The organism is Afipia sp. P52-10, assembly GCF_000516555.1.
In the GTDB taxonomy this organism is placed as follows: Bacteria; Pseudomonadota; Alphaproteobacteria; order Rhizobiales; family Xanthobacteraceae; genus P52-10.
In genome coordinates, this window is record NZ_AZSJ01000007.1 from 1,044,409 (window position 1) to 1,071,278 (window position 26,870).

Annotated in this window: 21 protein-coding genes; all 21 read right to left on the minus strand. The window is 62.2% G+C overall.

The annotated features are described in order from the left end of the window. Position 1 precedes the first annotated feature (1 nt). The 21 genes from X566_RS22235 to secE all read right to left on the minus strand — a co-directional run bounded on the left by X566_RS22235 (position 2) and on the right by secE (position 26,454). Positions 2-298 carry a 50S ribosomal protein L23 gene (locus X566_RS22235; RefSeq protein ID WP_034471692.1) on the minus strand — a complete coding sequence of 99 codons (297 nt, stop codon included), beginning with the start codon at positions 296-298 and terminating at the stop codon, positions 2-4. After that, entirely contained in the window at positions 295-915 is a 621-nt protein-coding gene (gene rplD / locus X566_RS22240; protein ID WP_034471695.1) for a 50S ribosomal protein L4, read from the minus strand. Before rplD ends, X566_RS22235 begins: the two co-directional genes overlap by 4 nt. Position 916: 1 nt before the next feature. After that, positions 917-1,642, minus strand: coding sequence for a 50S ribosomal protein L3 (gene rplC, locus X566_RS22245; protein WP_034471698.1), 726 nt, complete (start codon positions 1,640-1,642; stop codon positions 917-919). A 40-nt stretch (positions 1,643-1,682) separates the two neighbouring features. Further along, positions 1,683-1,991 (minus strand): 30S ribosomal protein S10, encoded by a 309-nt coding sequence (gene rpsJ, locus X566_RS22250; protein WP_002712302.1) that lies wholly within the window; start codon positions 1,989-1,991, stop codon positions 1,683-1,685. Positions 1,992-2,137: 146 nt separating this feature from the next. Continuing rightward, entirely contained in the window at positions 2,138-3,328 is a 1,191-nt protein-coding gene (gene tuf, locus X566_RS22255) for an elongation factor Tu (protein ID WP_034471701.1), read from the minus strand. Positions 3,329-3,368: 40 nt separating this feature from the next. After that, a complete protein-coding gene (gene fusA / locus X566_RS22260; RefSeq protein WP_034471704.1) occupies positions 3,369-5,441 on the minus strand; it encodes an elongation factor G in 2,073 nt (690 codons plus the stop codon). Positions 5,442-5,474: 33 nt separating this feature from the next. Next, complete coding sequence (gene rpsG / locus X566_RS22265) at positions 5,475-5,945, minus strand: 30S ribosomal protein S7 (RefSeq protein ID WP_034471706.1); 471 nt, start codon at positions 5,943-5,945, stop codon at positions 5,475-5,477. 18 nt (positions 5,946-5,963) lie between these two features. Next, positions 5,964-6,335, minus strand: a complete 372-nt coding sequence (gene rpsL, locus X566_RS22270) for a 30S ribosomal protein S12 (RefSeq protein ID WP_034471708.1) — start codon at positions 6,333-6,335, stop codon at positions 5,964-5,966. Between the two features lie 479 nt (positions 6,336-6,814). Beyond that, positions 6,815-7,441, minus strand: a complete 627-nt coding sequence (locus X566_RS22275) for a DUF2239 family protein (RefSeq protein ID WP_034471710.1) — start codon at positions 7,439-7,441, stop codon at positions 6,815-6,817. A 115-nt stretch (positions 7,442-7,556) separates the two neighbouring features. Next, on the minus strand, positions 7,557-9,506 hold the full coding sequence (locus X566_RS22280) for an ABC transporter ATP-binding protein (RefSeq protein WP_152540023.1): 1,950 nt from the start codon (positions 9,504-9,506) through the stop codon (positions 7,557-7,559). 147 nt (positions 9,507-9,653) lie between these two features. After that, a complete protein-coding gene (locus X566_RS22285) occupies positions 9,654-11,708 on the minus strand; it encodes an FAD-dependent oxidoreductase (RefSeq protein ID WP_034471715.1) in 2,055 nt (684 codons plus the stop codon). A gap of 221 nt (positions 11,709-11,929) precedes the next feature. Beyond that, positions 11,930-16,138: a DNA-directed RNA polymerase subunit beta' gene (gene rpoC / locus X566_RS22290; protein ID WP_034471717.1), complete on the minus strand. Its 4,209-nt coding sequence runs from the start codon at positions 16,136-16,138 to the stop codon at positions 11,930-11,932. A 141-nt stretch (positions 16,139-16,279) separates the two neighbouring features. Then, positions 16,280-20,392, minus strand: coding sequence for a DNA-directed RNA polymerase subunit beta (gene rpoB / locus X566_RS22295; protein ID WP_034471720.1), 4,113 nt, complete (start codon positions 20,390-20,392; stop codon positions 16,280-16,282). Between the two features lie 418 nt (positions 20,393-20,810). Continuing rightward, positions 20,811-21,191, minus strand: coding sequence for a 50S ribosomal protein L7/L12 (gene rplL, locus X566_RS22300; protein ID WP_034471722.1), 381 nt, complete (start codon positions 21,189-21,191; stop codon positions 20,811-20,813). A 51-nt stretch (positions 21,192-21,242) separates the two neighbouring features. Next, entirely contained in the window at positions 21,243-21,761 is a 519-nt protein-coding gene (gene rplJ, locus X566_RS22305; RefSeq protein ID WP_034471725.1) for a 50S ribosomal protein L10, read from the minus strand. Between the two features lie 506 nt (positions 21,762-22,267). Then, positions 22,268-23,230 (minus strand): nitronate monooxygenase family protein, encoded by a 963-nt coding sequence (locus tag X566_RS22310; RefSeq protein WP_034471728.1) that lies wholly within the window; start codon positions 23,228-23,230, stop codon positions 22,268-22,270. Positions 23,231-23,287: 57 nt separating this feature from the next. Beyond that, positions 23,288-24,241 (minus strand): 2-hydroxyacid dehydrogenase, encoded by a 954-nt coding sequence (locus X566_RS22315; protein WP_034471731.1) that lies wholly within the window; start codon positions 24,239-24,241, stop codon positions 23,288-23,290. A 121-nt stretch (positions 24,242-24,362) separates the two neighbouring features. Beyond that, the gene (rplA, locus tag X566_RS22320; RefSeq protein ID WP_034471733.1) at positions 24,363-25,058 is read right to left on the minus strand and encodes a 50S ribosomal protein L1; all 696 of its coding nucleotides are present in this window, start codon (positions 25,056-25,058) and stop codon (positions 24,363-24,365) included. Between the two features lie 5 nt (positions 25,059-25,063). Beyond that, complete coding sequence (gene rplK / locus X566_RS22325) at positions 25,064-25,492, minus strand: 50S ribosomal protein L11 (RefSeq protein WP_034472781.1); 429 nt, start codon at positions 25,490-25,492, stop codon at positions 25,064-25,066. A 222-nt stretch (positions 25,493-25,714) separates the two neighbouring features. Beyond that, on the minus strand, positions 25,715-26,245 hold the full coding sequence (gene nusG, locus X566_RS22330) for a transcription termination/antitermination protein NusG (protein WP_034471735.1): 531 nt from the start codon (positions 26,243-26,245) through the stop codon (positions 25,715-25,717). Positions 26,246-26,262: 17 nt separating this feature from the next. Then, positions 26,263-26,454 (minus strand): preprotein translocase subunit SecE, encoded by a 192-nt coding sequence (gene secE, locus X566_RS22335; protein WP_034471737.1) that lies wholly within the window; start codon positions 26,452-26,454, stop codon positions 26,263-26,265. Positions 26,455-26,870 lie beyond the last annotated feature (416 nt).

The following is a 26,870-nucleotide window of genomic DNA, read 5'->3' on the forward strand; positions in this document are numbered from 1 at the left end:
CTTACAGCCCGGTCGTCACGTCGATCCGATGACCCTCTTCCAGGGTCACGATCGCGCGCTTCGAATCTTGCTGCATGCCGAAGCGGCCACGGAAGACTTTCATCTTGCCCGGACGGTTCAGCGTGTTCACGCTCTTCACCTTGACGTCGAAGAGCTTCTCGACCGCTTCCTTGATCTGCGGCTTGGTCGCCGTGCGCGCCACCTTGAACACAACTTTGTTGTGCTCGGAAGCGACGGTCGCCTTCTCGGTGATCACCGGCGCGACGATGATATCGTAGTAACGCGGATCAATGCTCATTTGAAACGCGCCTCCAACGCTTCGACGGCAGCCTTGGTCAGCACCAGCTTCTGACGGCGGACAATGTCGTACACATTGATGCCCTGCACCGGCAGCACATCGACGTTCGGGATGTTGCGCGCGGCGTTGGCGAAGCCGGTGTCGACCTGCGCACCATCGATGATCAGCGCGCTGGTCAGGCCAAGACCCGAGAACTGCGCGGCGAGAGCCTTGGTCTTCGCGTCCTTAATCTGGGCGCTGTCGAGCACGATCAGGCCGCCGTCCTTGGCACGCGCCGATAGCGCATGCTTCAGCGCCAACGCACGGACCTTCTTCGGCAGGTCGAACGCATGGCTGCGCACGACCGGGCCGAAGGCGCGACCACCGCCACGGAACTGCGGCACACGGGCCGAACCGTGACGAGCACCGCCGGTGCCCTTCTGCTTGTACATCTTCTTGCCGGTGCGCCAGATCTCCGCACGACCCTTGGCCTTGTGCGTGCCGCGCTGACGCTTGGCGAGCTGCCAGGCGACGCAGCGCTGAATGATGTCGACCCGCGGCTCCAGGCCGAAAATCGCATCCGGCAGCTGCACCGAACCGGACTCTTTACCTTCGAGGGTTGTGACCTTCAGTTCCATGTCACGCACCTTCCTTCTCGGCCGGCGCCTCGGCAGCCGCAGCTTCGCCACCGGCGACGCGGAACTTGCCCGGCTTCGGCGCATCCTTCGGAAGCGGCTTCTTCACCGCATCGCGCACCATGATCCAGCCGCCCTTGGAGCCCGGAACTGCGCCCTCGACGAGCAGCAGACCGCGCTCCACATCCGTCTGCACGACGCGCAGGTTCAGCGTGGTGATGCGATCGACGCCCATGTGACCGGGCATCTTCTTGTTCTTGAACGTCTTGCCGGGGTCCTGACGACCACCGGTCGAACCGATCGAACGGTGCGAGACCGAGACGCCGTGCGTCGCACGCAGACCGCCGAAGTTCCAGCGCTTCATGCCGCCAGCAAAGCCCTTACCGATCGAGGTGCCAGTCACATCGACGAACTGCCCCGCCACAAAGTGGTCGGCGGTGATCTCGGCACCGACCGGGATCAGCGCATCCTCGGTCACGCGGAATTCAGCGACCTTGCGCTTGGGCTCGACCTTGGCGATGGCGAACTGACCGCGCTCCGCCTTCGGCATATAGACCGTGCGACGCGAGCCCGAACCGAGCTGCAGCGCGACATAGCCATTCTTGTCCTTGGTGCGGTGGCCCAAGACCTGGCAATTGCTCAACTTCAACACAGTCACGGGGATATGCTCGCCGGCATCCGTAAACACCCGCGTCATCCCGACCTTCTGTGCGATCACACCGGAACGCATCTTCGTGCTTCCTTGTTCCCGTCCTTACGGACTTTAATCCTTAAAGCTTGATCTCGACGTCGACACCTGCCGCGAGATCGAGCTTCATCAAAGCATCGACGGTCTGCGGCGTCGGATCGACGATGTCGAGAAGACGCTTGTGCGTGCGCATCTCGAACTGTTCGCGGCTCTTCTTGTCGACGTGCGGCGAACGGTTGACGGTGAACTTCTCGATGCGGGTCGGCAGCGGGATAGGTCCACGCACCTGCGCACCGGTCCGCTTCGCCGTGTTCACGATCTCGCGCGTCGACGTATCGAGAATCCGATGGTCGAACGCTTTGAGACGGATGCGAATATTTTGGCCGTTCATCTTGTTTCTCTCTCACCGTCACCACCCGCGGGGCGGATGATCCAGCAATCCATATCTCTTAAGTTAAACCCAAGCCTTGTGGACCAAGCCCTGCGGCGTACTGGACGCCCCGCTCGCGCGGGGCGTGACAGCAACGATGGTGAAAGTTACTCGATGATGCTGGCGACGACGCCGGCGCCGACGGTGCGGCCGCCTTCGCGGATGGCGAAACGCAGCTTCTCTTCCATCGCGATCGGCACGATCAGGTGCACTTCCATCGCAATGTTGTCGCCCGGCATCACCATCTCGGTACCCTGCGGCAGGTGCACGACACCGGTCACGTCCGTCGTACGGAAGTAGAACTGCGGACGGTAGTTGGTGAAGAATGGCGTGTGGCGGCCACCCTCTTCCTTGGTGAGGATGTAGGCCTCGGCCTTGAACTTCGTGTGCGGCTTGACCGAACCCGGCTTGCACAGCACCTGGCCGCGCTCGACGTCCTCGCGCTTGGTGCCGCGCAGCAGCGCGCCGATGTTGTCGCCAGCCTGACCCTGATCGAGCAGCTTGCGGAACATTTCAACGCCGGTGACCGTGGTCTTCTGGGTCGCCTTCAGACCGACGATCTCGATTTCCTCGCCAACCTTGATGATACCGCGCTCGACACGGCCGGTCACAACGGTACCGCGACCCGAGATCGAGAACACGTCTTCAACCGGCATCAGGAACGGCTGATCGACCGGACGCTCCGGCTGCGGAATGTAGGAGTCCACATTCTTCATCAGCTCGAGGATAGCGTCGTGACCGAGCTTCGGATCCTTGTTCTCAAGAGCGGCGAGCGCCGAACCCTTGATGATCGGAATGTCGTCGCCCGGGAAGTTGTACTTCGACAGCAGCTCACGAACTTCCATCTCGACGAGCTCGAGCAGCTCCGGATCGTCGACCATGTCGCACTTGTTCAGGAACACGACGATCGCCGGCACGCCGACCTGGCGGGCGAGCAGGATGTGCTCGCGGGTCTGCGGCATCGGGCCGTCAGCAGCCGACACGACGAGAATCGCGCCGTCCATCTGCGCGGCGCCGGTGATCATGTTCTTCACATAGTCGGCGTGGCCTGGGCAGTCGACGTGAGCGTAGTGGCGGTTCTGGGTCTCATACTCGACGTGAGCGGTCGAGATGGTGATGCCGCGCGCCTTCTCTTCCGGCGCCTTGTCGATCTGGTCGTACGCCGTGAACGTCGCGCCGCCGGTCTCTGCAAGAACCTTGGTGATCGCCGCGGTCAGCGACGTCTTACCATGGTCGACGTGACCGATGGTGCCGATGTTGCAGTGGGGTTTCGTACGTTCAAACTTCTCTTTGGCCATGACACTCTCCGTTCAGGCTTCGACTTACCGTCAAAGACAATTAGGCAAACTTCTTCTGGACTTCTGCCGACACGTTGGCCGGCGCTTCAGCGTAGTGGTCGAACTGCATCGTGAAGGTCGCGCGCCCCTGGCTCATCGAGCGCAGGTTGTTCACGTAACCGAACATGTTCATGAGCGGCACCATCGCGTTGATGACGTTGGCATTACCGCGCATGTCCTGGCCCTGGATCTGACCACGACGCGAGTTCAGATCGCCGATGACCGAGCCGGTATAGTCCTCCGGGGTCACCACCTCGACCTTCATGATCGGCTCGAGCAGCACCGACTTACCCATCTGCAGCGCTTCGCGGAAGCATGCGCGCGTTGCAATTTCGAAGGCCAGCGCCGACGAGTCGACGTCATGGAACTTGCCGTCGATGAGCTGGACCTTGACGTCCACCACCGGGAAGCCGGCGACCACGCCCGCACCCAGCACGCTCTCCAGGCCCTTCTCGACGCCCGGGATGTATTCCTTCGGAACCGCACCGCCGACGATCTTCGATTCGAACTCGTAGCCCTTGCCGGGCTCGCTCGGCTCGACGATCAGCGTCACCGCTGCGAACTGACCGGTACCGCCGGTCTGCTTCTTGTGGGTGTAGCTGTGCTCGACGCGCTTGGTGACACGCTCGCGGAACGCCACCTGCGGCGCACCGATGTTCGCGTCAACCTTGTAGGTGCGCTTGAGAATATCGACCTTGATGTCGAGATGGAGTTCGCCCATTCCCTTCAGGATGGTCTGGCCGGACTCCTGATCGGTCGACACGCGGAACGACGGATCCTCGGCAGCGAGCTTCGCCAGCGCAACGCCCAGCTTCTCTTGGTCGGCCTTGGACTTCGGCTCGATCGCGATCTCGATGACCGGATCCGGGAATTCCATCTTTTCGAGGATCACCGGATGATCCGGATCGCAGAGCGTATCGCCGGTGCGGGCTTCCTTGAGGCCAGCCAGCGCAACGATGTCGCCGGCATAGGCCTCCTTGATGTCCTCGCGGTTGTTCGCATGCATCAACAGCATGCGGCCGATACGCTCTTTCTTCTCGCGGGTGGAGTTCACCACGCCGGTCCCGCTCTGCAGGATACCCGAATAGATGCGGCAGAACGTGATCGTGCCGACGAACGGGTCGTCCATGATCTTGAACGCGAGCAGCGACAGCGGCTCTTTGTCGTCAGCCTTGCGGACGACCTCGTTACCCTTCGGATCGACGCCCTTGATGGCTGGAACGTCGAGCGGCGACGGCAGATAGTCCACGACCGCGTCGAGCAGCGGCTGCACGCCCTTGTTCTTGAAGGCCGAGCCGCACAGCACCGGGTAGAACGCCCCCGAGAGCACGGCCTTACGGATCAGGCCCTTCAGCGTCGCCTCATCCGGCTCCTTGCCTTCGAGGTACGCGGTCATGGCGTCGTCGTCGAGTTCGACGGCGGCCTCGACCATCTTCTCGCGGTATTCCTTCGCCTTGTCGGCGAGATCGGCCGGAATATCCGCATCGTTGTACTTCGCACCGAGCGACTCGTCTTCCCAGATGACCGCCTTCATGCGGACCAGGTCGATGATGCCCTTGAAGTTGCTCTCGGCACCGATTGGAAGCTGGATCGCAACCGGCTTTGCGCCGAGGCGATCGACGATGTCGTCGAGACACTTGAAGAAGTCGGCACCCGTCTTGTCCATCTTGTTGGCGAAGACGATGCGCGGAACCTTGTACTTGTCACCCTGGCGCCAGACGGTTTCCGTCTGCGGCTCGACACCCTGGTTGGAGTCGAGCACGCACACCGCACCGTCAAGCACACGCAGAGAACGCTCCACCTCGATGGTGAAGTCCACGTGGCCTGGAGTGTCGATGATGTTCAGACGCTTGCCATTCCAGAACGCAGTCGTCGCAGCGGACGTGATCGTGATGCCACGCTCCTGCTCCTGCTCCATCCAGTCCATCGTCGCGGCACCTTCGTGCACTTCGCCGATCTTGTGGCTCTTGCCGGTGTAAAACAGGATGCGCTCGGTCGTCGTCGTCTTGCCGGCGTCGATATGCGCCATGATACCGAAGTTACGGTAGTTCTCGATGGCATGTTGGCGAGGCATGGGGGTTGTCCTTCGTGTCCGTTCCGTTCGCCGTTACCAGCGATAATGCGAGAAGGCGCGGTTGGCTTCCGCCATCTTGTGCACGTCTTCACGCTTCTTGACGGCGTTCCCCCGGTTGTTCGACGCATCGAGCAACTCCGCCGACAGGCGCTCGGTCATGGTCTTCTCGTTACGATCGCGCGCGGCCGCAATGATCCAGCGGATGCCCAGCGCCTGACGGCGGCTCGAACGCACCTCGACCGGAACCTGGTAGGTCGCACCACCGACGCGGCGGGAGCGTACTTCGATCGACGGCATGACATTGTCGAGCGCCTGCTCGAACACGCCGAGCGGGCTCTGCTTGGTCTTGCCCTCGATGATGCTGAACGCACCGTAGACGATGCTCTCGGCGACCGACTTCTTGCCGTGATGCATCACGGAGTTCATGAACTTGGTAACGACGATGTTCCCGAACTTCGGATCGGGAAGGACTTCGCGCTTCTCGGCAGCATGACGACGCGACATAGCTCTCTAACTCCCCGATTACTTCGGACGCTTCGCGCCGTACTTCGAACGGCGCTGCTTGCGGTTCTTGACACCCTGGGTATCAAGCACGCCGCGGAGGATGTGATAGCGAACACCCGGAAGGTCCTTCACGCGGCCGCCGCGGATCATCACCACCGAGTGCTCCTGAAGGTTATGCCCCTCACCCGGGATGTAACCGATCACCTCGAAGCCGGTGGTCAGACGCACCTTCGCGACCTTACGAAGCGCCGAGTTCGGCTTCTTCGGTGTGGTCGTGTAGACGCGGGTGCAGACACCGCGCTTTTGCGGCGACTGCTTCAGCGCCGGCACCTTCTTGCGCGACTTCTGAACGACGCGCGGATTTGCGATCAGCTGGTTGATCGTCGGCATTGCTCGCCTTCATCCCTCATTCGCGCGAAGCTCACCCGCGAGCCTCGCAAAAAACTCAACAGGACCGGAAACCCGACCTGCAACGTGGCGCGCAAAACGAAACAACGCCAACCACTCGTCACCGAGCGGGAAGCGTTTGATCGCCACAGAGGACCTCAGAAGGCGAGAAGCCGACCGAGATCTTGCATTCGAAATCGACCCCGTGAGGAGGCCGACAATCGTCTTGGCATTGCCTGGCTTTGATCGACAGCGTTTGAGCGACTTTGGTCGAGGTTGGTGCCCGCTTCGCCGCCGAGACATCTCTCAAGCGAAAAAGGGGTGGTCCGTTCCGACGCCGCGTAGCTCACCGCCTGTCGTAAAGTGCGCGGGTTGTATCCAGCGCTTCAACGCAAGTCAAGGCATAAAACCAGCGTCAAACAAGCACTTCTATCGCCTCCCGAATCCACCGCGGCAGGTCCGGGGAAAATCGATTCTTCGGCTCATGCGGCCGCGCTGACGACAGCGCCGCCGGCCAGCAGCCATCGCGCGTGATCACGAATGTCGACCGGCCAAGCCTCGGTAAGGCCGAAGAATCGCTCGCGATTGCCGGCAAACAACGCCCGCGTCGCCTCCTCGAAATCGCTCAGATTGCCCGCCATCGCATGGATGAAGCGATATGTCGCCTCTTGCAGCCCCCTTTGCAAATCTTTGGATTCGCTCAATTTTCTTTCTTTGTCGATCAGCTTTCGGATTGCCACGGATGCTCCGCCCGGCTGGGTGCCGAGCCATTCCCAATGCCGCGGCAGAAGGGTGACCTCACGTCCGATCACGCCCAGTTTGGGACGGCCTGCCCGTCGGGCGCCTCCCTCGCCGTCCCCCGTATCGGCGATCGGAGTCGCTGGCGGAACCGAGAATCGCTCGCCCAACCGTGACAAAACCTCGTCCGCGGTTCCGCGGAAATCGATCTCCACTGGCTGCGAGGTCGCGTTATCGAAGATGAGAATCGTCGTCGAATCGTCCTGGTCGACGAATCGCTTGGTGGCTAACGCCACGTCGCGGATGGAACCTGTGGCCAGGCGGGCCTGCCCCGCGAAAGCCGTGCATGATTGCGGTTCGATGGGTAGCATTGGAAATCTCCTCAAGATGAGAAGATTATACCCGGATGAAATGTAACGTCAATATTATCCGGGTAAATTTATTTATGAGGACTCAGTTCGACTCCTAACTCTTCCTACTTCTCTCTTAGTCGTCGTCATCATCTTCGTCGTCATCATCCGCCTCGGGCTGCGCATGCGGTCGATGGATTTGATCCTCCCAAAGCTTGGCGTACGCGCCCCCTTTGGCCAGCAGTTCGCGGTGTGAGCCGCGCTCGGCCACCCGTCCGCCGCTGATGACGATGATCTCGTCCATATCGACCACCGACGTCAGGCGGTGGGTCGAGAAGATCATGGTGCGCCCTTTCGCCAGCGCGAGCAGTGTCCGATTGATCGCAGCCTCGGTGGTCTGGTCCAGCGCCGACGTTGCCTCGTCCAGCAGCAGAATCGAGGGATCGCGGACGATCGCGCGCGCGATCGCAATGCGCTGCCGCTGCCCGCCCGACAACGTGTCGCCACGCTCGCCGACAACGGTGTCATACCCATCCGGCAGGCTCATGATGAATCGGTGAATCTCCGCCTTGCGCGCAGCCTCCTCGACCTCGTCGTCGGTGGCCCCTTCCTTACCGAGGCGGATGTTCTCGCGCAGCGACATGTTGAACAGCATGTTTTCCTGGAATACGACCGCCATGCTGCTGCGAAGGGAATCGCGCGTCACGCGGCGGATATCGACGCCGTCGATGGTCACCCGCCCCTCGGTCGGCGTGTAAAGACGCAGGATCAGATTGAGCAGGGTACTCTTTCCGGAGCCGCTCGGCCCGACCACCGCAACGCTGTGGCCAACGGGAATCTTCAGCGACAGATTGTCGATCACCGGATGGTCCGCCCCTTCGTAAGCAAAGGAGACGCGGTCGAAAGTGATGTCATGGGTAATGCGCGGCATATCGGGCGCGCCGGGACGGTCGGCTCCGCGCGCGGGCTCGTCCAACAACTCCTGCATGTGCTGGGTGGCGGCTGCCGCCTGGATCGCCACGGGAATGAAATGCATCAGATGGGCGATATTGTAGGAAATCTCCCAGAAGGCGCTTTCGAAGGTAACGAACGTCCCGATCGTGATCTGCCCGGTAGTCGCAAGATACGCGCCGATCGCCAAGACCACGAGATGCAGCAACAGCACCGAGATCGTGACGGTCCGCTCCACCATCGTCGAAAGGAACGTCGCGCGAACCATGCTGAAACGTGCCGCATGATTGCGCAGGGAGAACCAGCCAAGCGCCCGGCGCTGCAGGCCGAAGGCCTTCACGACCGCTTGCGCGCCGACATTCTCCTGCACCACGCCGAGGATCGCCGCCTCATTGACCTTCTGCTCATAATTGGCCTGCACGGCCTTCGGGGTCAGGATGCGCGGTCCGATCAGCGTGATCGGGAAGATCAAGAGCGCCACAGCCGCGAGCTGCCAGTTCAGGTAGATCATCAGGCCGATGCCGGCGATGAGCTCCATGAACGGCAGCAGCGCACCATTGGCGAGATGCTTGATCGAGCCTTCATACGCCGCGATATCGACCGAGAAGCGCGAAAGAACTTCACCCCTTTTGGTCTTGGCGAAGAAGGCCGACGGTAGGTTCTGGACATGCTCGAACAGCCGTGTGCGGACATCGGCAATGAGCCCGGATGATGTTCGCGCGTCCCACAGTTCGTACCAGACGGCGATGATCGAGGTGAAAACCCCGGCAACCGCGAGCACGATCAGGATCGTGTAGAGGACCTGAAGATCCTCCTCATTCAACGCGTCGTCGATGAGGAATTTGAGGCTCAACGGCATGATGACGTTGAACAGCGTTTCGACCAGGAGGCCGAAACCAACGATCGCCAGTCCCTTCTTGTAGTTCTTCAGGAACGGCAACGTGAAACGGTAGAGGGTCGCGAAAGCACCGGCCGCTTCGCGGGCGGTGAAGACGATCAGATCCTCATCGTCCTCATCGTCGTCAATATCCGCCGTCGCCTCGGACACCGGGCCGGTCTCGGCGAGCTTGTCCGGATCGGCATCGCCCGCCGCCGCTACAGGCTTCTCGGGCTGCGCCGGGTCGGCTCCGGCCATAGCTTCGCTATCGGGCGCCGGGCGCTCGTCTGATGGAGATTTCGGCGGCAACGCCATGCAACAGGACTACCGATGGAGGTTGATGGCAGGATGACACGGACTGCCGCGGCGGCTCAATAGCCGCGCCCTGCCCGCATCGATCTGCGGTTAATCATCCTCGGAAGTCTTGTCAAAGAAGGAGTACCGCAGCGAATCCGCGTCGGCATACCAGTGGCCAGGCCCCTTGTTGGCGGCCAGGGTGGCCTCCCACAAAGCATCGGTAATATCGCGGCGATGCATCGACAGGTCGAAGCCATTGCCGAAGAACAGCTCGGACCACTCCCACCAGGTGCCGAGTTTCTTGACCCCGCGCAGAAGATCGTACTTGTCGATCAGCGCCGCCGGCAGATCACTGGTCACCGACCCGAAAACCAGACCGGTTTTGACGACGCGATGGAGTTCTCGGACCGCCTTCGGCGCCTGCTTGTCGGACACATGGCAGAGGCTGGTCTCGAACACGAAGTCGAACTGGCCATCCTTGAACGGCAGATCGGTGATCGAGCCGAGCACGTTGTATTTGCGCAGCGCCTTCGGCGTCTTGGCATGGATCGCGCGGTTGTTTTCGACGCCCCAGGCATCGATGCCGCGCTCCCGCAAGGCGCCGACCAGTTCGCCGCTCGCTGAGCCTGCGATCAGGAGCTTGTAATTTTTTGCCCTGTTCCAGACGAGCTTGATCAAGGTCATCAGGTAGTCGGGATCGGTGAACTGGTTCCAAACCTCGCTGTAGGGCCCGACGCCGCGATAGTTGTCGAAATATACGCGATCGATCTTGTCGGCCATCGGCCGGGCGCCCTTACCCTTCGCATAGCGAAGCTTGATCGTCTCGGTCAGGATCAGGTCCGTTGCGGCATCGGAGGAATCGAACAGGCCGTTGAGGGTCGAATCGAACAGGTAGTCGCCAACGACCACCAGCCCGGCATGGTCCTTCGGCTCAGGCCGATGGTTGGTCAGCACGTCGCGTACCGGAAGGCCGCCGGGAATCGCATTGACCGACGACAGCCAGCGGTGCACCTTGCCTTCCATCAGATGGGCGCGGGCATCGCCGAGCGAAGCCGGCAACGACTTCAACGCCGCATCGATCAATTGATCGTCGCGCAGATTGACATAGGCAAGCGCGTCGGAGCCCGCGATCAGGAAGTTCAGTACGCCATTACGGCCGACATCGTGCCGGGCGCCTTCCACATAGACACAGCAGCCGCCAAACGCTTCCGACATGAACCAGGCGCCGGGAATCCGGTCGCCCCAGAACGGCTCGTCGAACAGCAGCGCCACGCGCAGATAATGCGCGGGCCGATCGAAGTAAGCGACATGCTTGACCATCGACTTGCGCAGCTGCTCGTTGTCCCAGCCGACCGTGGACAGCCAGTTGTGCGGCAGACACATCACCACGAGGTCGAAATCGCGCGTTTCCGGCCCCTTGCCGTTCATCATATTCAGCTGATAGCGGCCGTTCTCGCCCTTTCCGACCTTCAGCACCCGATGATTGAACTGGATGTCGGCGTCGATCTCTTCGCGCAGCCGCTCGATGATCTGCTCATTGCCGTTCTGGATCGAATAGAGGCCGATGTAGCCATCGATATCCATCACGAAGTTCTTCAGCGCGTTGAGACCGTTGGTGTTGTGGCTCTCGGTCGCGATGTCGGAACGCGCCATCACCTTGAGGAAACGCTTCGCGACCGGGTCCTTCACCTCACGGTCCAGCAGTTCCTCGCAGTTGATGAAGGCCCATGGATGCTCGTTATCGTGCGCGCCGACACCTTCGTAGTACTCCTGCGGCGAGATCATCTCGGTGCAGCGCTTGCGGAAGGCCTCGATCGCATCAGCGGTCTTGTTGCCGTACTTGCGACGCATCCCGCGCACGTCGTCCAGCAGTTCGCCGTCGAGCTGCACCTGCTCGGCATCCATCGGAATCGTCTGCAGGCCAAGGTGCTGCACCAATTCGCGCAGCGGGTCCGGTCCGAGCATCGAATAGTCGTAGATTTCCGCAACGCCGGCTTCATACATCGCCGGAGCGGAGTCGAACTTACGCGATACGATCTTGCCGCCGAGACGTTCGGTCGCCTCGAAGATGGTTACCTTACAGAGCGGGCCAAGTTTCTTACGCAGGTACCAGGCGGTCATCAGCCCGCCAGGGCCTCCACCAACAATTGCCAGATCGAGCATTTGCCCCTTCCTCGGACACGGCCGCTCTACGTCACCTGAAACCTTAAAACTTAAGGACCCATAGGGCCCGCACGGTCGCTCTACGGGCCTTATAAGAAAGGCCTTTTTCACCTGAAAGGAAGATGAACAAAGCAAGCTCGGGCAGCAAAAAATAGGCGAAACAGCAAAAAGGCCGGGTCGCCCCGGCCTTTTTCCAACAGGTGTTACGTCTAAAGAACAATCTACTCCGCCGGCGGCAGGGCCACCGGCTCCGGCTGCGGCGCCTCGGTCACAACCGCGGTCTGAGCAGCCTGCTTCTCGCGCTCGTCGAGGATCAGCTTGTCCCGTTTGGCGGCGACTTCGCGAATCCTCGTCATCGAAGCGCCAGTGCCCGCCGGGATCAGCCGGCCGACGATGACGTTCTCCTTCAGGCCCTCGAGCGCATCCGCCTTGCCGTTGACCGCCGCCTCGGTAAGCACGCGTGTCGTCTCCTGGAACGAAGCCGCCGAAATGAACGACTTCGTCTGCAGGCTGGCCTTGGTGATGCCGAGCAGCACCGGAACCGCGGAAGCCGGCTTCTTGCCTTCCTCCTTGGCCCTGATGTTGACGTGGTCGAACTCGATCCGATCCATCTGATCGCCCTGGATCAGATCGGTCTCGCCAGCGTCGGTCACCTCGACCTTCTGCAGCATCTGGCGAACGATCACCTCGATGTGCTTGTCGTTGATGAGCACGCCCTGCAACCGGTACACTTCCTGGATTTCGTTCACCAGGTAAGCGGCCAGTTCCTCGATCCCGCGGATCGCCAGGATGTCGTGCGGCGCCGGGTTGCCTTCGACGATGAAGTCACCCTTTTCGACGATATCACCATCCTGCAGGTGCACGGTCTTGCTCTTCGCGATCAGATACTCGCGCGGCTCCTCGGTCTTGTCGGTCGGCTCGATCGAGATGCGGCGCTTGTTCTTGTAGTCGCGGCCGAAGCGAACCGTGCCGGCGATTTCGGCGATGATCGCCGCATCCTTCGGCTTGCGCGCTTCGAACAGCTCGGCCACGCGCGGCAGACCACCCGTGATGTCGCGGGTCTTGGCGCTTTCGGTGGAGATACGCGCGATCACGTCGCCCGCCTTCACCTTGGCACCCGCGTCTACCGACAGAATGGCATCGACCGCCAGCATGTAGCGGGCATCGCCGCCACGCGCCACCTTCAGAACCTTGCCGTCCTTGCCCTTGATGACGATCGCCGGACGCAGGTCAGCCGCACGGCTTGAGGTCCGCCAGTCGGTCACCACGCGCTTGGCGATACCGGTCGATTCGTCGACCGTCTCGGACATCGACTGTCCTTCGACGAGATCCTCGAACGCAACGGTACCTTCGACCTCGGTGAGCACCGGGCGGGTATACGGGTCCCACTCGGCGATGCGCTGACCGCGCTTGATCGCGTCGCCGTCATCGACGCGCATCCGCGAACCGTACTGGATACGGTGCGTGGCCCGCTCGGTGCCGTCGGCATCGACCACTGCGACGACCATGTTGCGGACCATCGCGACAAGGTCCCCGTCGGAGTTGCGGGCGATCGACTTGTTCTTGATCCGCACCGTGCCGTCGAAGTTGGATTCGACGAACGACTGCTCGTTGATCTGCGCCGCGCCGCCGATGTGGAACGTACGCATCGTCAGCTGCGTGCCCGGCTCGCCGATCGACTGCGCGGCGATGACGCCCACCGCCTCGCCGTGGTTGACCGGAGTACCGCGGGCAAGATCACGCCCGTAGCACTTGCCGCAAACGCCGTTCTCGAGCTCGCAGGTGAGCACCGAGCGGATCTTCACCTCCTGGATGCCAGCCTGGGTGATCGCATCCAGGTGCTGCTCTTCGAGCAACGTTCCCTTCTTGACGATCGTTTTGCCGGATGCTGCATCGCGCAGGTCTTCGGCCGTGGTGCGGCCGAGGATACGCGAGGCCAGCGACGCCACAACGGTACCCGCATCGATAATCGCGCGCATCTTGATGCCGTTCTTGGTGCCGCAGTCATCGGACGTGATGATGCAGTCCTGCGCCACGTCGACCAGACGCCGCGTCAGGTAACCCGAGTTCGCGGTCTTCAACGCCGTATCGGCAAGGCCCTTACGCGCGCCGTGGGTCGAGTTGAAGTACTCGAGCACGGTCAGGCCTTCCTTGAAGTTCGAGATGATCGGCGTCTCGATGATCTCGCCCGACGGCTTTGCCATCAGCCCGCGCATACCGGCGAGCTGACGCATCTGCGCCGGCGAACCACGCGCACCGGAATGCGCCATCATGTAGATCGAATTGACCTGAGCTTCGCCGCCGCGCGGATTCTTCTTAACGGCGGAGATCTCCTTCATCATCTCCTCGGCGATCTTTTCGGTCGCCTTCGACCAGGCGTCGACCACCTTGTTGTACTTCTCGCCCTGAGTGATCAGGCCGTCGTTGTACTGCTGCTCGAATTCCTTGGCGTAGGTCCGGGTCTCGTCGACGATCTTCCACTTCGAGTGCGGGACCACCATGTCGTCCTTACCGAACGAGATGCCGGCCTTGAACGCGTTGTAAAAGCCGAGCGCCATGATGCGATCGCAGAAGATCACGGTGTCCTTCTGGCCGCAGTGGCGATAGACGAGATCGATCAGGCCCGAGATTTCGCGCTTGGTCATCAGCTTGTTGACCGCGTCGAACGACAGCTTCGGAGTCTTCGGCAGAAGCTGGCCGAGCATCACACGGCCCGCCGTGGTGTCGTACCACTTGCGCACCGGCTTGCCGTCCTCGCCCGTTCCTTCCCACCGATACTTGATCTTGGTGTGAAGGTGGATGACCTTCGAATGCAGCGCATGCTCGAGCTCGGCCATGTCGCCGAACGCCTTGCCCTCGCCGCCGAGACCCTCACGCAGCAGCGTGACGTAATAGAGACCGAGCACGATGTCCTGCGACGGCACAATGATCGGCTGACCGTTCGCCGGGTGCAGGATGTTGTTCGTGCTCATCATCAGCACGCGCGCTTCGAGCTGCGCTTCGAGCGACAGCGGAACGTGCACGGCCATCTGGTCGCCGTCGAAGTCCGCGTTGAAGGCGGCGCAGACCAGCGGGTGAAGCTGGATCGCCTTACCCTCGATCAGAACCGGCTCGAACGCCTGAATGCCGAGGCGGTGCAGCGTCGGCGCGCGGTTCAGCAGCACGGGATGCTCGCGAATGACCTCGTCGAGGATATCCCAAACCTCGGGACGCTCCTTCTCGACCAGCTTCTTCGCCTGCTTGACCGTCGTCGACAGGCCCTTCGCGTCCAGCCGCGAGTAGATGAACGGCTTGAACAGCTCGAGCGCCATCTTCTTCGGCAGACCGCACTGGTGCAGCTTCAGCTCGGGGCCGACCACGATCACCGAACGACCTGAATAGTCGACGCGCTTGCCGAGCAGGTTCTGACGGAAGCGGCCCTGCTTGCCCTTGAGCATGTCGGCCAGCGACTTCAACGGACGCTTGTTGGCGCCGGTGATGACGCGGCCGCGGCGGCCGTTGTCGAACAGCGCGTCTACGGCTTCCTGCAGCATGCGCTTTTCGTTGCGGATGATGATGTCCGGCGCGCGCAGCTCCATCAGCCGCTTCAGGCGGTTGTTACGGTTGATGACGCGGCGATAGAGATCGTTCAGGTCCGACGTCGCGAACCGGCCGCCGTCGAGCGGCACGAGCGGACGCAGGTCCGGCGGGATCACCGGAATGACCGTCATCACCATCCACTCCGGCCGGTTGCCGGAGATACGGAAGGCTTCAACGATCTTCATGCGCTTGGCGAGCTTCTTGCGCTTGATGTCGCTGTCGGTCGCAGACATCTCGGCACGCAGGTCCGCCTCGAGCTTGTCGAGCTCGAGCCCGGCCAGCAAGTCGCGAATGGCTTCGGCGCCGATCTTGGCGGTGAAGTTGTCCTGGCCGTACTCGTCCTGGGCGCGCAGATACTCTTCTTCCGAGAGCAGCTGGCGATCCTTCAGCGCGGTCAGACCCGGCTCCAGCACCACGTAGTACTCGAAGTACAGGATGCGCTCGAGATCCTTCAGCGTCATGTCGAGCAGCAAGCCGATGCGCGACGGCAGCGACTTCAGGAACCAGATGTGGGCGACCGGAGCCGCAAGCTCGATATGGCCCATGCGCTCGCGCCGGACGCGCGACAGCGTCACCTCGACCGAGCACTTCTCGCAGATGATGCCCTTGTACTTCATGCGCTTGTACTTGCCGCACAAGCACTCGTAATCCTTGATGGGTCCGAAGATACGCGCGCAGAACAAGCCGTCACGCTCGGGCTTGAACGTGCGGTAGTTGATCGTTTCCGGCTTCTTGATCTCGCCGTAGGACCACGACAGGATCTTTTCAGGGCTCGCAATCGAAATCCGGATCTGGTCGAAGACCTGAGCCGGCGTCGTCGGGCTGAAAAGATTCATGATCTCTTGGTTCATCGTCTTCTCCGCTTGCCGACCAGTGTCGGCGTAAGAAGTTTCCGTTCGTCATGCCCGGTCCATGCCGGGCCTCCACATCGTCAAGCCATCACGCGCAGCGAAGACGTGGATGGCCGGGACAAGCCCGGCCATGACATCGTGTTACTCGGCCGCCTCTTGCGTCGGCGCCTGCTTCGAATTGTGCAGGTCGACGTTGAGACCCAGCGACCGCATTTCCTTGACCAGCACGTTGAACGACTCCGGAATACCGGCCTCGAACGTGTCGTCGCCACGGACGATCGCCTCGTAGACCTTGGTCCGGCCGGCGACGTCGTCCGACTTCACCGTCAGCATTTCCTGCAGCGTGTAGGCGGCGCCGTAGGCTTCCAGCGCCCAGACCTCCATTTCGCCGAAGCGCTGACCGCCGAACTGCGCCTTGCCGCCCAGCGGCTGCTGGGTGACGAGCGAGTACGGGCCGATCGAACGGGCGTGGATCTTGTCGTCGACGAGATGGTGCAGCTTCAGCATGTAGATGTAGCCGACCGTCACGTTGCGATCGAACGGATCGCCGGTCCGGCCGTCATACACCGTCGACTGGCCCGACGCGTCGAGGCCGGCGAGCTTCAGCATGTCCTCGATGTCCGTCTCCTTGGCGCCATCGAACACCGGCGTCGCGATCGGCACGCCGTGGCTGAGGTTGCGACCGAGCTCGATCAGTTCGTTGTCGCCCAGTGACTTGATCGTCTCGTCTTCGCCGTAGACCTTCTTCAAGGTCTCCTTCAGCGGCTTGACGTCCTGCTTCGAGTAATACGCATCGACCGCCTGCGCGATGCGCTTGCCGAGGCCCGCACACGCCCAGCCAAGGTGCGTCTCGAGAATCTGACCGACGTTCATGCGGCTCGGCACGCCGAGCGGGTTGAGAACGATGTCGGCATGCGTTCCGTCTTCCAGGAACGGCATATCCTCGATCGGCACGATCTTCGACACGACACCCTTGTTGCCGTGACGGCCGGCCATCTTGTCGCCCGGCTGGATCTTGCGCTTCACCGCGACGAAGACCTTGACCATCTTCATCACGCCCGGCGGCAGCTCGTCGCCACGCTGCAGCTTCTCGACCTTGTCGAGGAAGCGCTGCTCAAGGCCCTTCTTCGACTCGTCGTACTGCTTCCGCATGGCCTCGATCTCGGCCATCAGCTTGTCGTTCGGCGATGCGAACATCCACCACTGCGACTTCGGATACTCGTCGAGCACCGCGCGGGTGATCTTGGTATCCTTCTTGAAGCCCTTCGGACCGGCGATGCCCTGGCGGCCTTCGAGAAGCTCCGCCAGGCGGTTGTAGACGTTGCGGTCCAGGATCGCCTGCTCGTCGTCACGATCCTTGGCGAGACGCTCGATCTCCTCGCGCTCGATCGCCAGCGCACGCTCGTCCTTGTCGACGCCGTGACGATTGAACACACGCACTTCGACGATCGTGCCCTGCACGCCCGGCGGCACGCGGAGCGAGGTGTCGCGCACGTCAGAGGCCTTTTCGCCGAAGATGGCGCGCAGAAGCTTTTCTTCCGGCGTCATCGGGCTCTCGCCCTTCGGCGTGATCTTGCCGCAGAGGATATCGCCGGCGCGCACTTCCGCGCCGATGTAGACGATACCGGCTTCGTCGAGGTTCTTCAGCGCTTCTTCCGAGACGTTCGGAATATCGCGGGTGATTTCCTCAGGTCCGAGCTTGGTGTCGCGCGCCATCACCTCGAATTCCTCGATGTGGATGGACGTGAACACGTCGTCCTTGACGATCCGCTCGGAGAGCAGGATCGAGTCCTCGAAGTTGTAGCCGTTCCACGGCATGAACGCGACGAGCACGTTACGGCCGAGCGCGAGCTCGCCCATGTCGGTCGACGGGCCGTCGGCGATGATGTCGCCCTTCTTGACGATATCACCGACCTTCACCAGCGGACGCTGGTTGATGCAGGTCGACTGGTTCGAGCGCTGGTACTTCATCAGCCGGTAGATATCGACGCCCGACTTGGTCGGATCGAGATCCTCGGTGGCGCGGATAACGACGCGGGTCGCATCGATCTGGTCGATCACGCCCGAACGGCGCGCTGCGATCGCAGCACCCGAATCGCGCGCGACCACACCCTCCATGCCGGTGCCGACGAACGGCGCCTCAGCGCGGACCAGCGGCACCGCCTGACGTTGCATGTTCGAGCCCATGAGCGCGCGGTTGGCGTCGTCGTTCTCAAGGAACGGAATCAGCGCCGCGGCGACCGAAACGAGCTGCTTCGGCGACACGTCCATGTAGTCGACCTTGTCCGGCGTCACCTGCAACACGTCGCCGGCGTGACGCGCGACGACGAGCTCGTCGGTGAAGCGACCCTTCGCGTCGAGCGGCACGTTGGCCTGCGCGACGTGATAACGCCCCTCCTCCATCGCCGAGAGATACGCAACCTCGTCGGTGACCTTACCGTCCTTGACGCGACGGTACGGCGTCTCGACGAAGCCGTACTTGTTCACGCGCGCGTAGGTCGCGAGCGAGTTGATCAGGCCGATGTTCGGACCTTCCGGCGTCTCAATCGGGCAGATACGGCCGTAGTGCGTCGGATGCACGTCGCGCACTTCGAAGCCGGCTCGCTCGCGGGTCAGACCGCCCGGGCCAAGCGCCGACAGACGGCGCTTGTGGGTGATCTCCGACAGCGGGTTGGTCTGGTCCATGAACTGCGACAGCTGCGAGGAGCCGAAGAACTCGCGCACCGCGGCGGCCGCAGGCTTCGCGTTGATCAGGTCCTGCGGCATGACGGTGTCGATATCGACCGACGACATGCGCTCCTTGATCGCGCGCTCCATGCGCAGCAGACCGATGCGGTACTGGTTCTCCATCAGCTCGCCGACCGAACGCACCCGGCGGTTGCCGAGATGGTCGATGTCGTCGATCTCGCCCTTGCCGTCGCGCAGGTCCACCAGCGTCTTGATGACGGCAAGGATGTCTTCCTTGCGCAGCGTGCGGTGGGTGTCCGGCGCGTCGAGGTCGAGACGCATGTTCATCTTCACGCGGCCGACCGCGGAGAGGTCGTAGCGCTCGGCATCGAAGAACAGCGACTGGAACATGTTCTGCGCCGACTCGAGTGTCGGCGGCTCGCCCGGACGCATCACGCGATAGATGTCGAACAGCGCGTCTTCGCGCGTCATGTTCTTATCAGCAGAGAGCGTGTTGCGGATGTAGGGACCGACGTTGACATGGTCGATGTCGAGCAGCGGCAGCTCCTTGTAGCCCTCCTCGATCAGCGCCTTGATCGACTTCTCAGTCAGCTCCTCGCCGGCTTCGGCGTGAATCTCACCGGTCTTCGGATTGACGAGATCCTCGGCGAGGTACATGCCGACGAGCTCGGCGTCCGACAGACGCAGCGCCTTCAGGCCCTTCTCCTGCAACTGACGCGCGGCACGTACGGTCAGCTTCTTGCCGGCCTCGAGCACGACCTTGCCGGTGTCGGCGTCGATCAGATCGTTGATGGTCGAGTAACCGCGGAAACGGGTCGCGTCGAACGGCACGCGCCAGCCTTCCTTGGCGCGCTTGTGGATGATCTTCTTGTAGAAGGTCGACAGGATGTCTTCGGCGTCGAGGCCGAGCGCGAACATCAGCGACGTTACCGGAATCTTGCGGCGACGATCGATACGCGCGAACACGATGTCCTTGGCATCGAACTCGATGTCGAGCCAGGAGCCGCGATACGGAATCACGCGGGCAGCGAACAGCAGCTTGCCCGACGAGTGGGTCTTGCCCTTATCGTGATCGAAGAACACACCGGGCGAACGGTGCATCTGCGAAACGATGACGCGCTCGGTACCGTTGACGATGAAGGTGCCGTTCATGGTCATGAGCGGGATATCGCCCATGTAGACGTCCTGCTCCTTGATGTCCTTGACGGAGCGCGCGCCGGTCTCTTCGTCGATATCGAACACGATCAGGCGCAGCGTCACCTTCAGCGGAGCGGCGAAGTTCATGCCGCGCTGGCGGCACTCGTCCACGTCATACTTCGGCGCCTCGAACTCGTAACGAACGAATTCGAGCATCGAGGTGTTGGAGAAATCCGAGATCGGAAACACCGACTTGAAAACCGCCTGCAGGCCCTCGTCCGGACGCCCGCCCGCCGGCTCTTCCACCATCAGGAATTGGTCATAGGACGCCTTCTGAACCTCGATGAGGTTCGGCATCTCTGCAACTTCCTTGATTTGTCCGAAGAACTTGCGAACACGCTTGCGACCGATGAACGTTTGTTGCGCCATTGTGTCCTCTCATCTCATGCCGCTCGCCGAAGCGGCTCGTCCAGAATGCGGCCGCCACCGCACCCCAGGGTCAAAATCAACGCCGTCCGGAGCGCGGAACGCCCGTCAATTCAGGAAATTTTTCCTGATCCAACGGCTCCCAAAACCGGAACGCAAAAGAACGCGCCGGGCGCAACCCTGCGCCCCGCACGTTCCGAAACTGCCGTTACGGACTACAAAAGCCCGAAATGACCCGTCTCCCAACGTCCTGCAGCGAACCCGGCCGGTCCACCACAGGTCGTGCTATCCTGCTGCCCCTCCATTATAGAGCGGCGATCGTGGCAATTCGAGGGGAAATCCCGCAAATCCCCACACTTTCTTGTGTCCGACCAGATATTTAGGCCGGAAAATGCCGGGGGCAAGCCCCCGGCATCGAAAATCACTTGAGCTCGACCTTGGCGCCAGCCTTCTCAAGCTGGGCCTTGATCTTCTCGGCCTCGTCCTTGGCAACGCCTTCCTTGAGCGGCTTCGGAGCGCCCTCGACCAGATCCTTCGCCTCCTTGAGGCCGAGACCGGTGATCGCGCGAACCTCCTTGATGACCTCGATCTTCTTGTCGCCAGCGGCGGCAAGCACGACCGTAAAGTCGGTCTTCTCTTCAGCCGCAGCGGCACCACCGCCGCCAGCGCCCGGAGCAGCAGCCACTGCAACAGCGGCAGCAGCCGAAACGCCCCACTTCTCTTCCAGGAGCTTCGCGAGCTCGGCAGCCTCGAGCACGGTGAGGCTCGAGAGGTCGTCAACGATCTTCTGCAAGTCAGCCATTTGTCTTCTTCCTTGATATCAGTTCGAACCAGTTGAGATTAGCGAAGAGCCTTACGCCGCTTCGCCCTTTGAGGCATAGGCCTGGACCACGCGAGCGACCTTGGCCGCAGGCGCATTGGTGAGCTGGGCGATCTTGGTTGCCGGCGCCACGAGGAGGCCGACCAGCTTGCCGCGCAGTTCGTCCAGAGACGGCAGCGAGGCAAGCGCCTTGACGCCGTTGGTATCCAGGACGGTTTTGCCCATCGAGCCGCCAAGAATGACGAACTGTTCGTTCGTCTTGGCGAATTCGACGGCGACCTTGGGTGCCGCAATCGGATCGTCCGAGGTGGCGATCACCGTCGGCCCCTTCAGCAGGGAACCGATGGCAGCGACATCCGTGCCTTCAAGAGCAATTTTGGCGAGACGGTTCTTCGAGACCTTCACCGAGGCGCCCGCCTGCTTCATCTGCTTCCGCAGGGTCTGCATTTGAGCAACGGTGAGGCCGGAATAGTGAGCAACGATCGCGACGCCGGTGGCCTTGAAGACCCCGTTCAAATCCTCGATCGCCTGTTTTTTTGCCGCCCGTTCCACAGCAAGCTCTCTCCGGTTGGCAGCCTTACGCGAACGCACGGCCACCGGGTTGCACTCGCCGTCCTGCCCGCCCACCCGGTTGCCCGAGCACGGCCGCGACCTGACGACAGCTTAAGATGCCTGCCCTCTCGTTTCGCGAAGCGAAGCGAGGTGTCGAGGTTCGAACCTTCAAGGGCCCGCCAGCGGCAGGCCGAAATCCGGTCTTCACCCGTCTATGCAGGCCATGCGATTAAGCCTTTGGCAGAACTGACGTTCATCCGTAGGCGCCTGCAGTCTCGGACAGGATGGGATACGCCGCCGAAGCGGACGCCCCCTGCGCAACGGACGTTCGAGTGAACTCTTCCCCTCAACGAGCCAACCCGTGGCCGATCAAGGGCAAAGCGCCAGCCTCGCATTGTCCGATAAGCGCATACAGGCGCACCGGCCAGAAGCCAGTACGCCCGCGGGTGGCTATGTAACGGCTCGCCCCCGCGTTGCCAAGCAAAAACTTCAGCGCAACAGCAGGATTAGCCCAGCAACCTGCCGCCGTTTCGCAGGCATCTTTCTGCCTGCTCGACCAGATCGCGAAGAATCACGGCGGCAGGGCGCTGGGCGCGAACGAAATCGACGCCTTCGCCGACGATAACCGCCGCAATGTCTGGGTCTCCTTGTTCCCGCGCCGCCAGATAGCGCGGGCGTTCTTCAGCCAGACTGACCCGCAACCCCTCCAGATCGCCGGACCAACGCCGCAGGAAGCCATTGCGAAGGGTGCGGATGGTCCAAGGCTTCGGCCATTCCAGCCCCCGCACCAGATCGACCGCCGATCCGCGCTCGGTGTCGTCGCCGGAGCCATCCACCGCCCCCTGTTTCAGACCGGGTGGGACCAATGATTCCGTGCTGGCAAAGAACGCGGTTCCACAGACCGCCCCGGCCGCGCCGAGCATCAGAGCGGCAGCAAGCCCCCGGCCATCGGCGATGCCGCCGGCCGCGAGCACCGGAACGGTTCCGGCGATATCGACCACCGCAGGGACCAGCGGCAAGGTTGCCCGCGCAGCGCCATGGCCGCCAGCTTCCGTCCCCTGCGCGACCAGAACGTCCGCTCCGTTGGCCAAGGCATGCTTCGCCTGCGCCACCGTTTGCACCTGCGCGACCAGCGGCACGTTCGCCTTCCTGATCTTGGGCGCGAACGGCGCAAGATCGCCAAACGACAGGAACAAGGCCCTGGGCGCCCGATCGAGCGCAAGATCAAGCAAATCCGGCTGCTTGGCCAACGACCAGGTAATGAAGCCGATACCGACCGGGGCATTGCCCGCAGCGGAGAGCTCGCGCGCCAGATCATCGCGATCACCATAGCCGCCGCCGACGATTCCTAAACCGCCTGCCCGGCTCACGGCGGCGGCCAGCGCGCCGCCGCTGACGCCGGCCATAGGCGCCAGCAAGAGCGGATGGTCGATGCCGAACATCTCCGTGATCGCCGTCTTGATGGCCATTTGCGATCTCCTGCGCCTTGCATGATGGCGGCGACAGCAATCACCGCCGACCAAACATCAATCCAGCGGGACTTCGAAGGGCACCGGCTTGCCGGCGAAGAAGGCGTCGAGATTGGCCATCACCCGATCCTGCATATCCTCATGCGCCTCGATGGTGTGGCCGGCTTGATGCGGCGACAACACGACATTGGGCAGCGTCAGGAATTCCGGCCTGATCCGCGGCTCGTTCTCGAACACGTCGAGCCCCGCTCCGGCGATGGCCCTGTGCTGCAGCGCCTCGATCAGCGCCGGCTCGTCGATCACCAGACCGCGCGAGATGTTGATGACATAGCCGTGCGGCCCGAGCCGCCTGAGAATATCGGCATTGATGATGTGACGGTTGTCGTCGCCCGCTCGCACGGCGATCTGCAGGACGTCGCACCAGTCGGCCAGCGACTCCAGCGTCGCATGGTGCGGATAGGCTACGTCCTCCAGCTTGCGGCGGCTGAAATACTGCACATCGGCCTCGAAGCTCGCGGCCCGGCTTGCAATCTTCTGGCCGATCGCGCCCATGCCGTAGACGCCGATCTTGCGCCCTTTCAAGCCGAAGGCTGCATGGATGTTCGAGCGCTCGCCTGCCCCCCATGCGCCGCTGCGGACATAGGCGTCGGCCCGCGGTACGTCGCGCATCACCGCCAGCATCAACGCGATCGCCTGATCGGCGACCGCCGCAGCATTCGCACCGGGGCTGTTACAGACCGCAATCCCCCGCGCCTTGGCGGCGGCGCGGTCAACACCGTCATAACCGGTGCCGTAGCAGGCAATCAATTTCAGGTTCGGCAGTTCGTCCATGAAGGCGCCGGTGACAGGCCGGCCGCCGATCGTCACCAGCGCTACGACTTTCGCGCGCTGCTCGGCCGAGAACGCCTCGCCCGGCGTCTGCTTGCCCGGGTCCAGCAGTTCGTAGCGGTCAGCGATCATCGCCTGCAACCGCTTCGGAAACCGCGGATAGGTGAGCACGCCTTTGAGCATTCGTTGCCTGCTTCATGAGCCGCGCGATGTGACGAGCGCGCGGGTCCACATCATAGAACAGGGCGGAACCGGGGTGCACCCTGTTCCGCCCTGGAATTTATCGACGACGTGAAGGTCGCGATCAGCTCGTCAGGCTGGACGGGTCGATCTTCAGGCCCGGCCCCATGGTCGAGGAGATCGCCACGCGCTGCACGTAAGTCCCCTTCGAACCCGCCGGCTTCGCCTTGATCACCGCATCCGCGAGCGCCTTCACGTTCTCCACCAGCTTGTCCTCGGAGAACGACGCCTTACCGATACCGGCCTGCACGATGCCCGCCTTCTCGACACGGAACTCGACCGAGCCGCCCTTAGCGCCCTTAACGGCACTGGCGACGTCCATGGTCACGGTGCCGATCTTCGGGTTCGGCATCATGCCGCGCGGGCCGAGCACCTTACCGAGACGACCGACCAGCGGCATCATGTCCGGGGTGGCGATACAGCGATCGAACTCGATCGTGCCGCCCTGCACCTTCTCGACCAGGTCTTCCGCGCCGACCACGTCGGCACCGGCAGCCTTGGCTTCGTCCGCCTTCGCGCCGCGCGCGAACACGCCAACGCGGAGCGTACGGCCGGTGCCGTTGGGCAGCGTGACCACGCCGCGCACCATCTGGTCCGCGTGACGCGGATCGACGCCGAGGTTCATCGACACCTCGATGGTCTCATCGAACTTGGCCGTTGCCCGCTCCTTCACCAGCTTGATCGCTTCAGCGATCGGGTAAAGCTTCTCGCGGCTCACGCCCTCATAGGCTTTCGTCAAACGCTTTCCGATTGTCGCCATGGCGCTTACCCCGTCACTTCCAGGCCCATCGAACGGGCGGAGCCCTCAACCATCTTCATGGCCGCTTCGACGGTGTCGCAATTCAGATCCTTCATCTTCTTCTCGGCGATCTCGCGCACCTGCGCCTTGGTCACCTTGCCGGCCTTGTCACGGCCCGGGGTCTTGGAGCCGGACTGGATCTTGGCCGCCTGCTTGAGGAAGTAGGACATCGGCGGCGTGCGCATTTCGAAGGTGAAGGACCGGTCCTGGTAGATCGTGATGACCACCGGGATCGGGGTGTTCTTCTCTTCCTTCTGGGTCTGCGCGTTGAACGCCTTGCAGAATTCCATGATGTTGAGGCCGCGCTGACCGAGCGCGGGGCCGATCGGAGGCGACGGATTCGCCGCACCCGCCGGCACCTGAAGCTTCAGGTATCCGGTCACTTTCTTTGCCATCATTGACTCCTTCAAATGGCCCGGACCATTCCGGACCTTCTTAGGGACCGTGGTGCGGTTCACAGAACGGCTGGCGACCGTTCGTCCCCTTCCACGGGTCTTTCTTCTCCCTCGCCCCATCATGGGGAGAGGGTCGTGGCGAGGGGGCAAGAACCAAAGAAACGCCCCTCACCCGGACCGCGAGCGGTCCGACCTCTCCCCGCTTGCGGGGAGAGGTGAAGCTCAAACCTTCTCGACCTGACCGAACTCGAGCTCGACCGGGGTTGCGCGGCCGAAGATCGACACTGCGACCTTCACACGCGAGCGCGCCTCGTCGATTTCCTCGACCACACCGGAGAAGGATGCGAACGGGCCGTCGGCCACGCGCACGTTCTCGCCGATCTCGAAGGAGACCGAAGGCTTCGGCCGCTCCACGCCCTCCTGAACCTGGTGCAGGATACGCATCGCCTCCGATTCCGGGATCGGCATCGGCTTGTTATCCGCGCCGAGGAAGCCCGTCACCTTCGGCGTGTTCTTGATGAGGTGAAACGCCTCGTCGGTCAAATTCATCTTCACCAGCACGTAGCCCGGGAAGAACTTGCGCTCGGTATCGACCTTACGGCCGCGGCGCACCTCAGTCACCTTTTCGGTGGGAACCAACACCTGCTCAAACAGCTCCTCCAGGCCGCGTTGCTTGGCCTGCTCGCGGATCGATTCCGCGACCTTCTTCTCGAAATTCGAATAGGCGTGGACGATGTACCAGCGCATGCTCATGAGTCAGATCCGCACGCTCAGGCTTTGATGCCGAGGATGAAGGTCACGACCAGACGAATGATCTGGTCGGCCGCGAGAAAGAACACCGACGAGACGGCGACCATGATGAACACCATGATGGTGGTGATCACGGTCTCCCGGCGCGTCGGCCAGGTGACCTTGGAGGTCTCGGCGCGCACTTCCTGCAGGAATTTGAACGGGTTTGCCATCGCTGTTGGTACAGTCCTTAAAGCTTCGTGCCCGGAGTTCCGTTTCCGGAAGCGGTCCGCAACATGCCAGCCAGAAGTACGCCCAACCCCTGTTTTTGAGGATGAGGCCGGCAGGCGGGCCTGTTTCGGGAAATCGATGCCGTCTCGGAAGTCCGTTTACCGGGCCGATCACGGGTTGCGCTTGGTACTGCGCACTGGTCAAAACGTCAAGTTCTGAGCCGCGGTTCGGTTCGATTTCGGGACCGGCTTTGGACGTCGGGGCTGATAATGGCCGGAAGAGCGCTTTTTACCCCTCTCCAGCTCGTCCTAGCTGCTTCAGCCAGGGGTTGTCGCGGCCATACGCCACAGCGATCGCCTCGCATAGCCAGATGCGCTGGGGTTCTCTCGGCACAGGAAGCGCCGCGACGAGATCGCGT

Bases quoted from the DNA above. Each gene is read 5' to 3' on its own strand.
- X566_RS22235 (WP_034471692.1), bottom strand. From the start codon at position 298: ATGAGCATTGATCCGCGTTACTACGATATCATCGTCGCGCCGGTGATC.
- rplD (WP_034471695.1), bottom strand. From the start codon at position 915: ATGGAACTGAAGGTCACAACCCTCGAAGGTAAAGAGTCCGGTTCGGTG.
- rplC (WP_034471698.1), bottom strand. From the start codon at position 1,642: ATGCGTTCCGGTGTGATCGCACAGAAGGTCGGGATGACGCGGGTGTTT.
- rpsJ (WP_002712302.1), bottom strand. From the start codon at position 1,991: ATGAACGGCCAAAATATTCGCATCCGTCTCAAAGCGTTCGACCATCGG.
- tuf (WP_034471701.1), bottom strand. From the start codon at position 3,328: ATGGCCAAAGAGAAGTTTGAACGTACGAAACCCCACTGCAACATCGGC.
- fusA (WP_034471704.1), bottom strand. From the start codon at position 5,441: ATGCCTCGCCAACATGCCATCGAGAACTACCGTAACTTCGGTATCATG.
- rpsG (WP_034471706.1), bottom strand. From the start codon at position 5,945: ATGTCGCGTCGTCATGCTGCCGAGAAGCGCGAAGTCCTTCCCGATCCG.
- rpsL (WP_034471708.1), bottom strand. From the start codon at position 6,335: ATGCCGACGATCAACCAGCTGATCGCAAATCCGCGCGTCGTTCAGAAG.
- X566_RS22275 (WP_034471710.1), bottom strand. From the start codon at position 7,441: ATGCTACCCATCGAACCGCAATCATGCACGGCTTTCGCGGGGCAGGCC.
- X566_RS22280 (WP_152540023.1), bottom strand. From the start codon at position 9,506: ATGGCCGGAGCCGACCCGGCGCAGCCCGAGAAGCCTGTAGCGGCGGCG.
- X566_RS22285 (WP_034471715.1), bottom strand. From the start codon at position 11,708: ATGCTCGATCTGGCAATTGTTGGTGGAGGCCCTGGCGGGCTGATGACC.
- rpoC (WP_034471717.1), bottom strand. From the start codon at position 16,138: ATGAACCAAGAGATCATGAATCTTTTCAGCCCGACGACGCCGGCTCAG.
- rpoB (WP_034471720.1), bottom strand. From the start codon at position 20,392: ATGGCGCAACAAACGTTCATCGGTCGCAAGCGTGTTCGCAAGTTCTTC.
- rplL (WP_034471722.1), bottom strand. From the start codon at position 21,191: ATGGCTGACTTGCAGAAGATCGTTGACGACCTCTCGAGCCTCACCGTG.
- X566_RS22310 (WP_034471728.1), bottom strand. From the start codon at position 23,230: ATGGCCATCAAGACGGCGATCACGGAGATGTTCGGCATCGACCATCCG.
- X566_RS22315 (WP_034471731.1), bottom strand. From the start codon at position 24,241: ATGCTCAAAGGCGTGCTCACCTATCCGCGGTTTCCGAAGCGGTTGCAG.
- rplA (WP_034471733.1), bottom strand. From the start codon at position 25,058: ATGGCGACAATCGGAAAGCGTTTGACGAAAGCCTATGAGGGCGTGAGC.
- rplK (WP_034472781.1), bottom strand. From the start codon at position 25,492: ATGGCAAAGAAAGTGACCGGATACCTGAAGCTTCAGGTGCCGGCGGGT.
- nusG (WP_034471735.1), bottom strand. From the start codon at position 26,245: ATGAGCATGCGCTGGTACATCGTCCACGCCTATTCGAATTTCGAGAAG.
- secE (WP_034471737.1), bottom strand. From the start codon at position 26,454: ATGGCAAACCCGTTCAAATTCCTGCAGGAAGTGCGCGCCGAGACCTCC.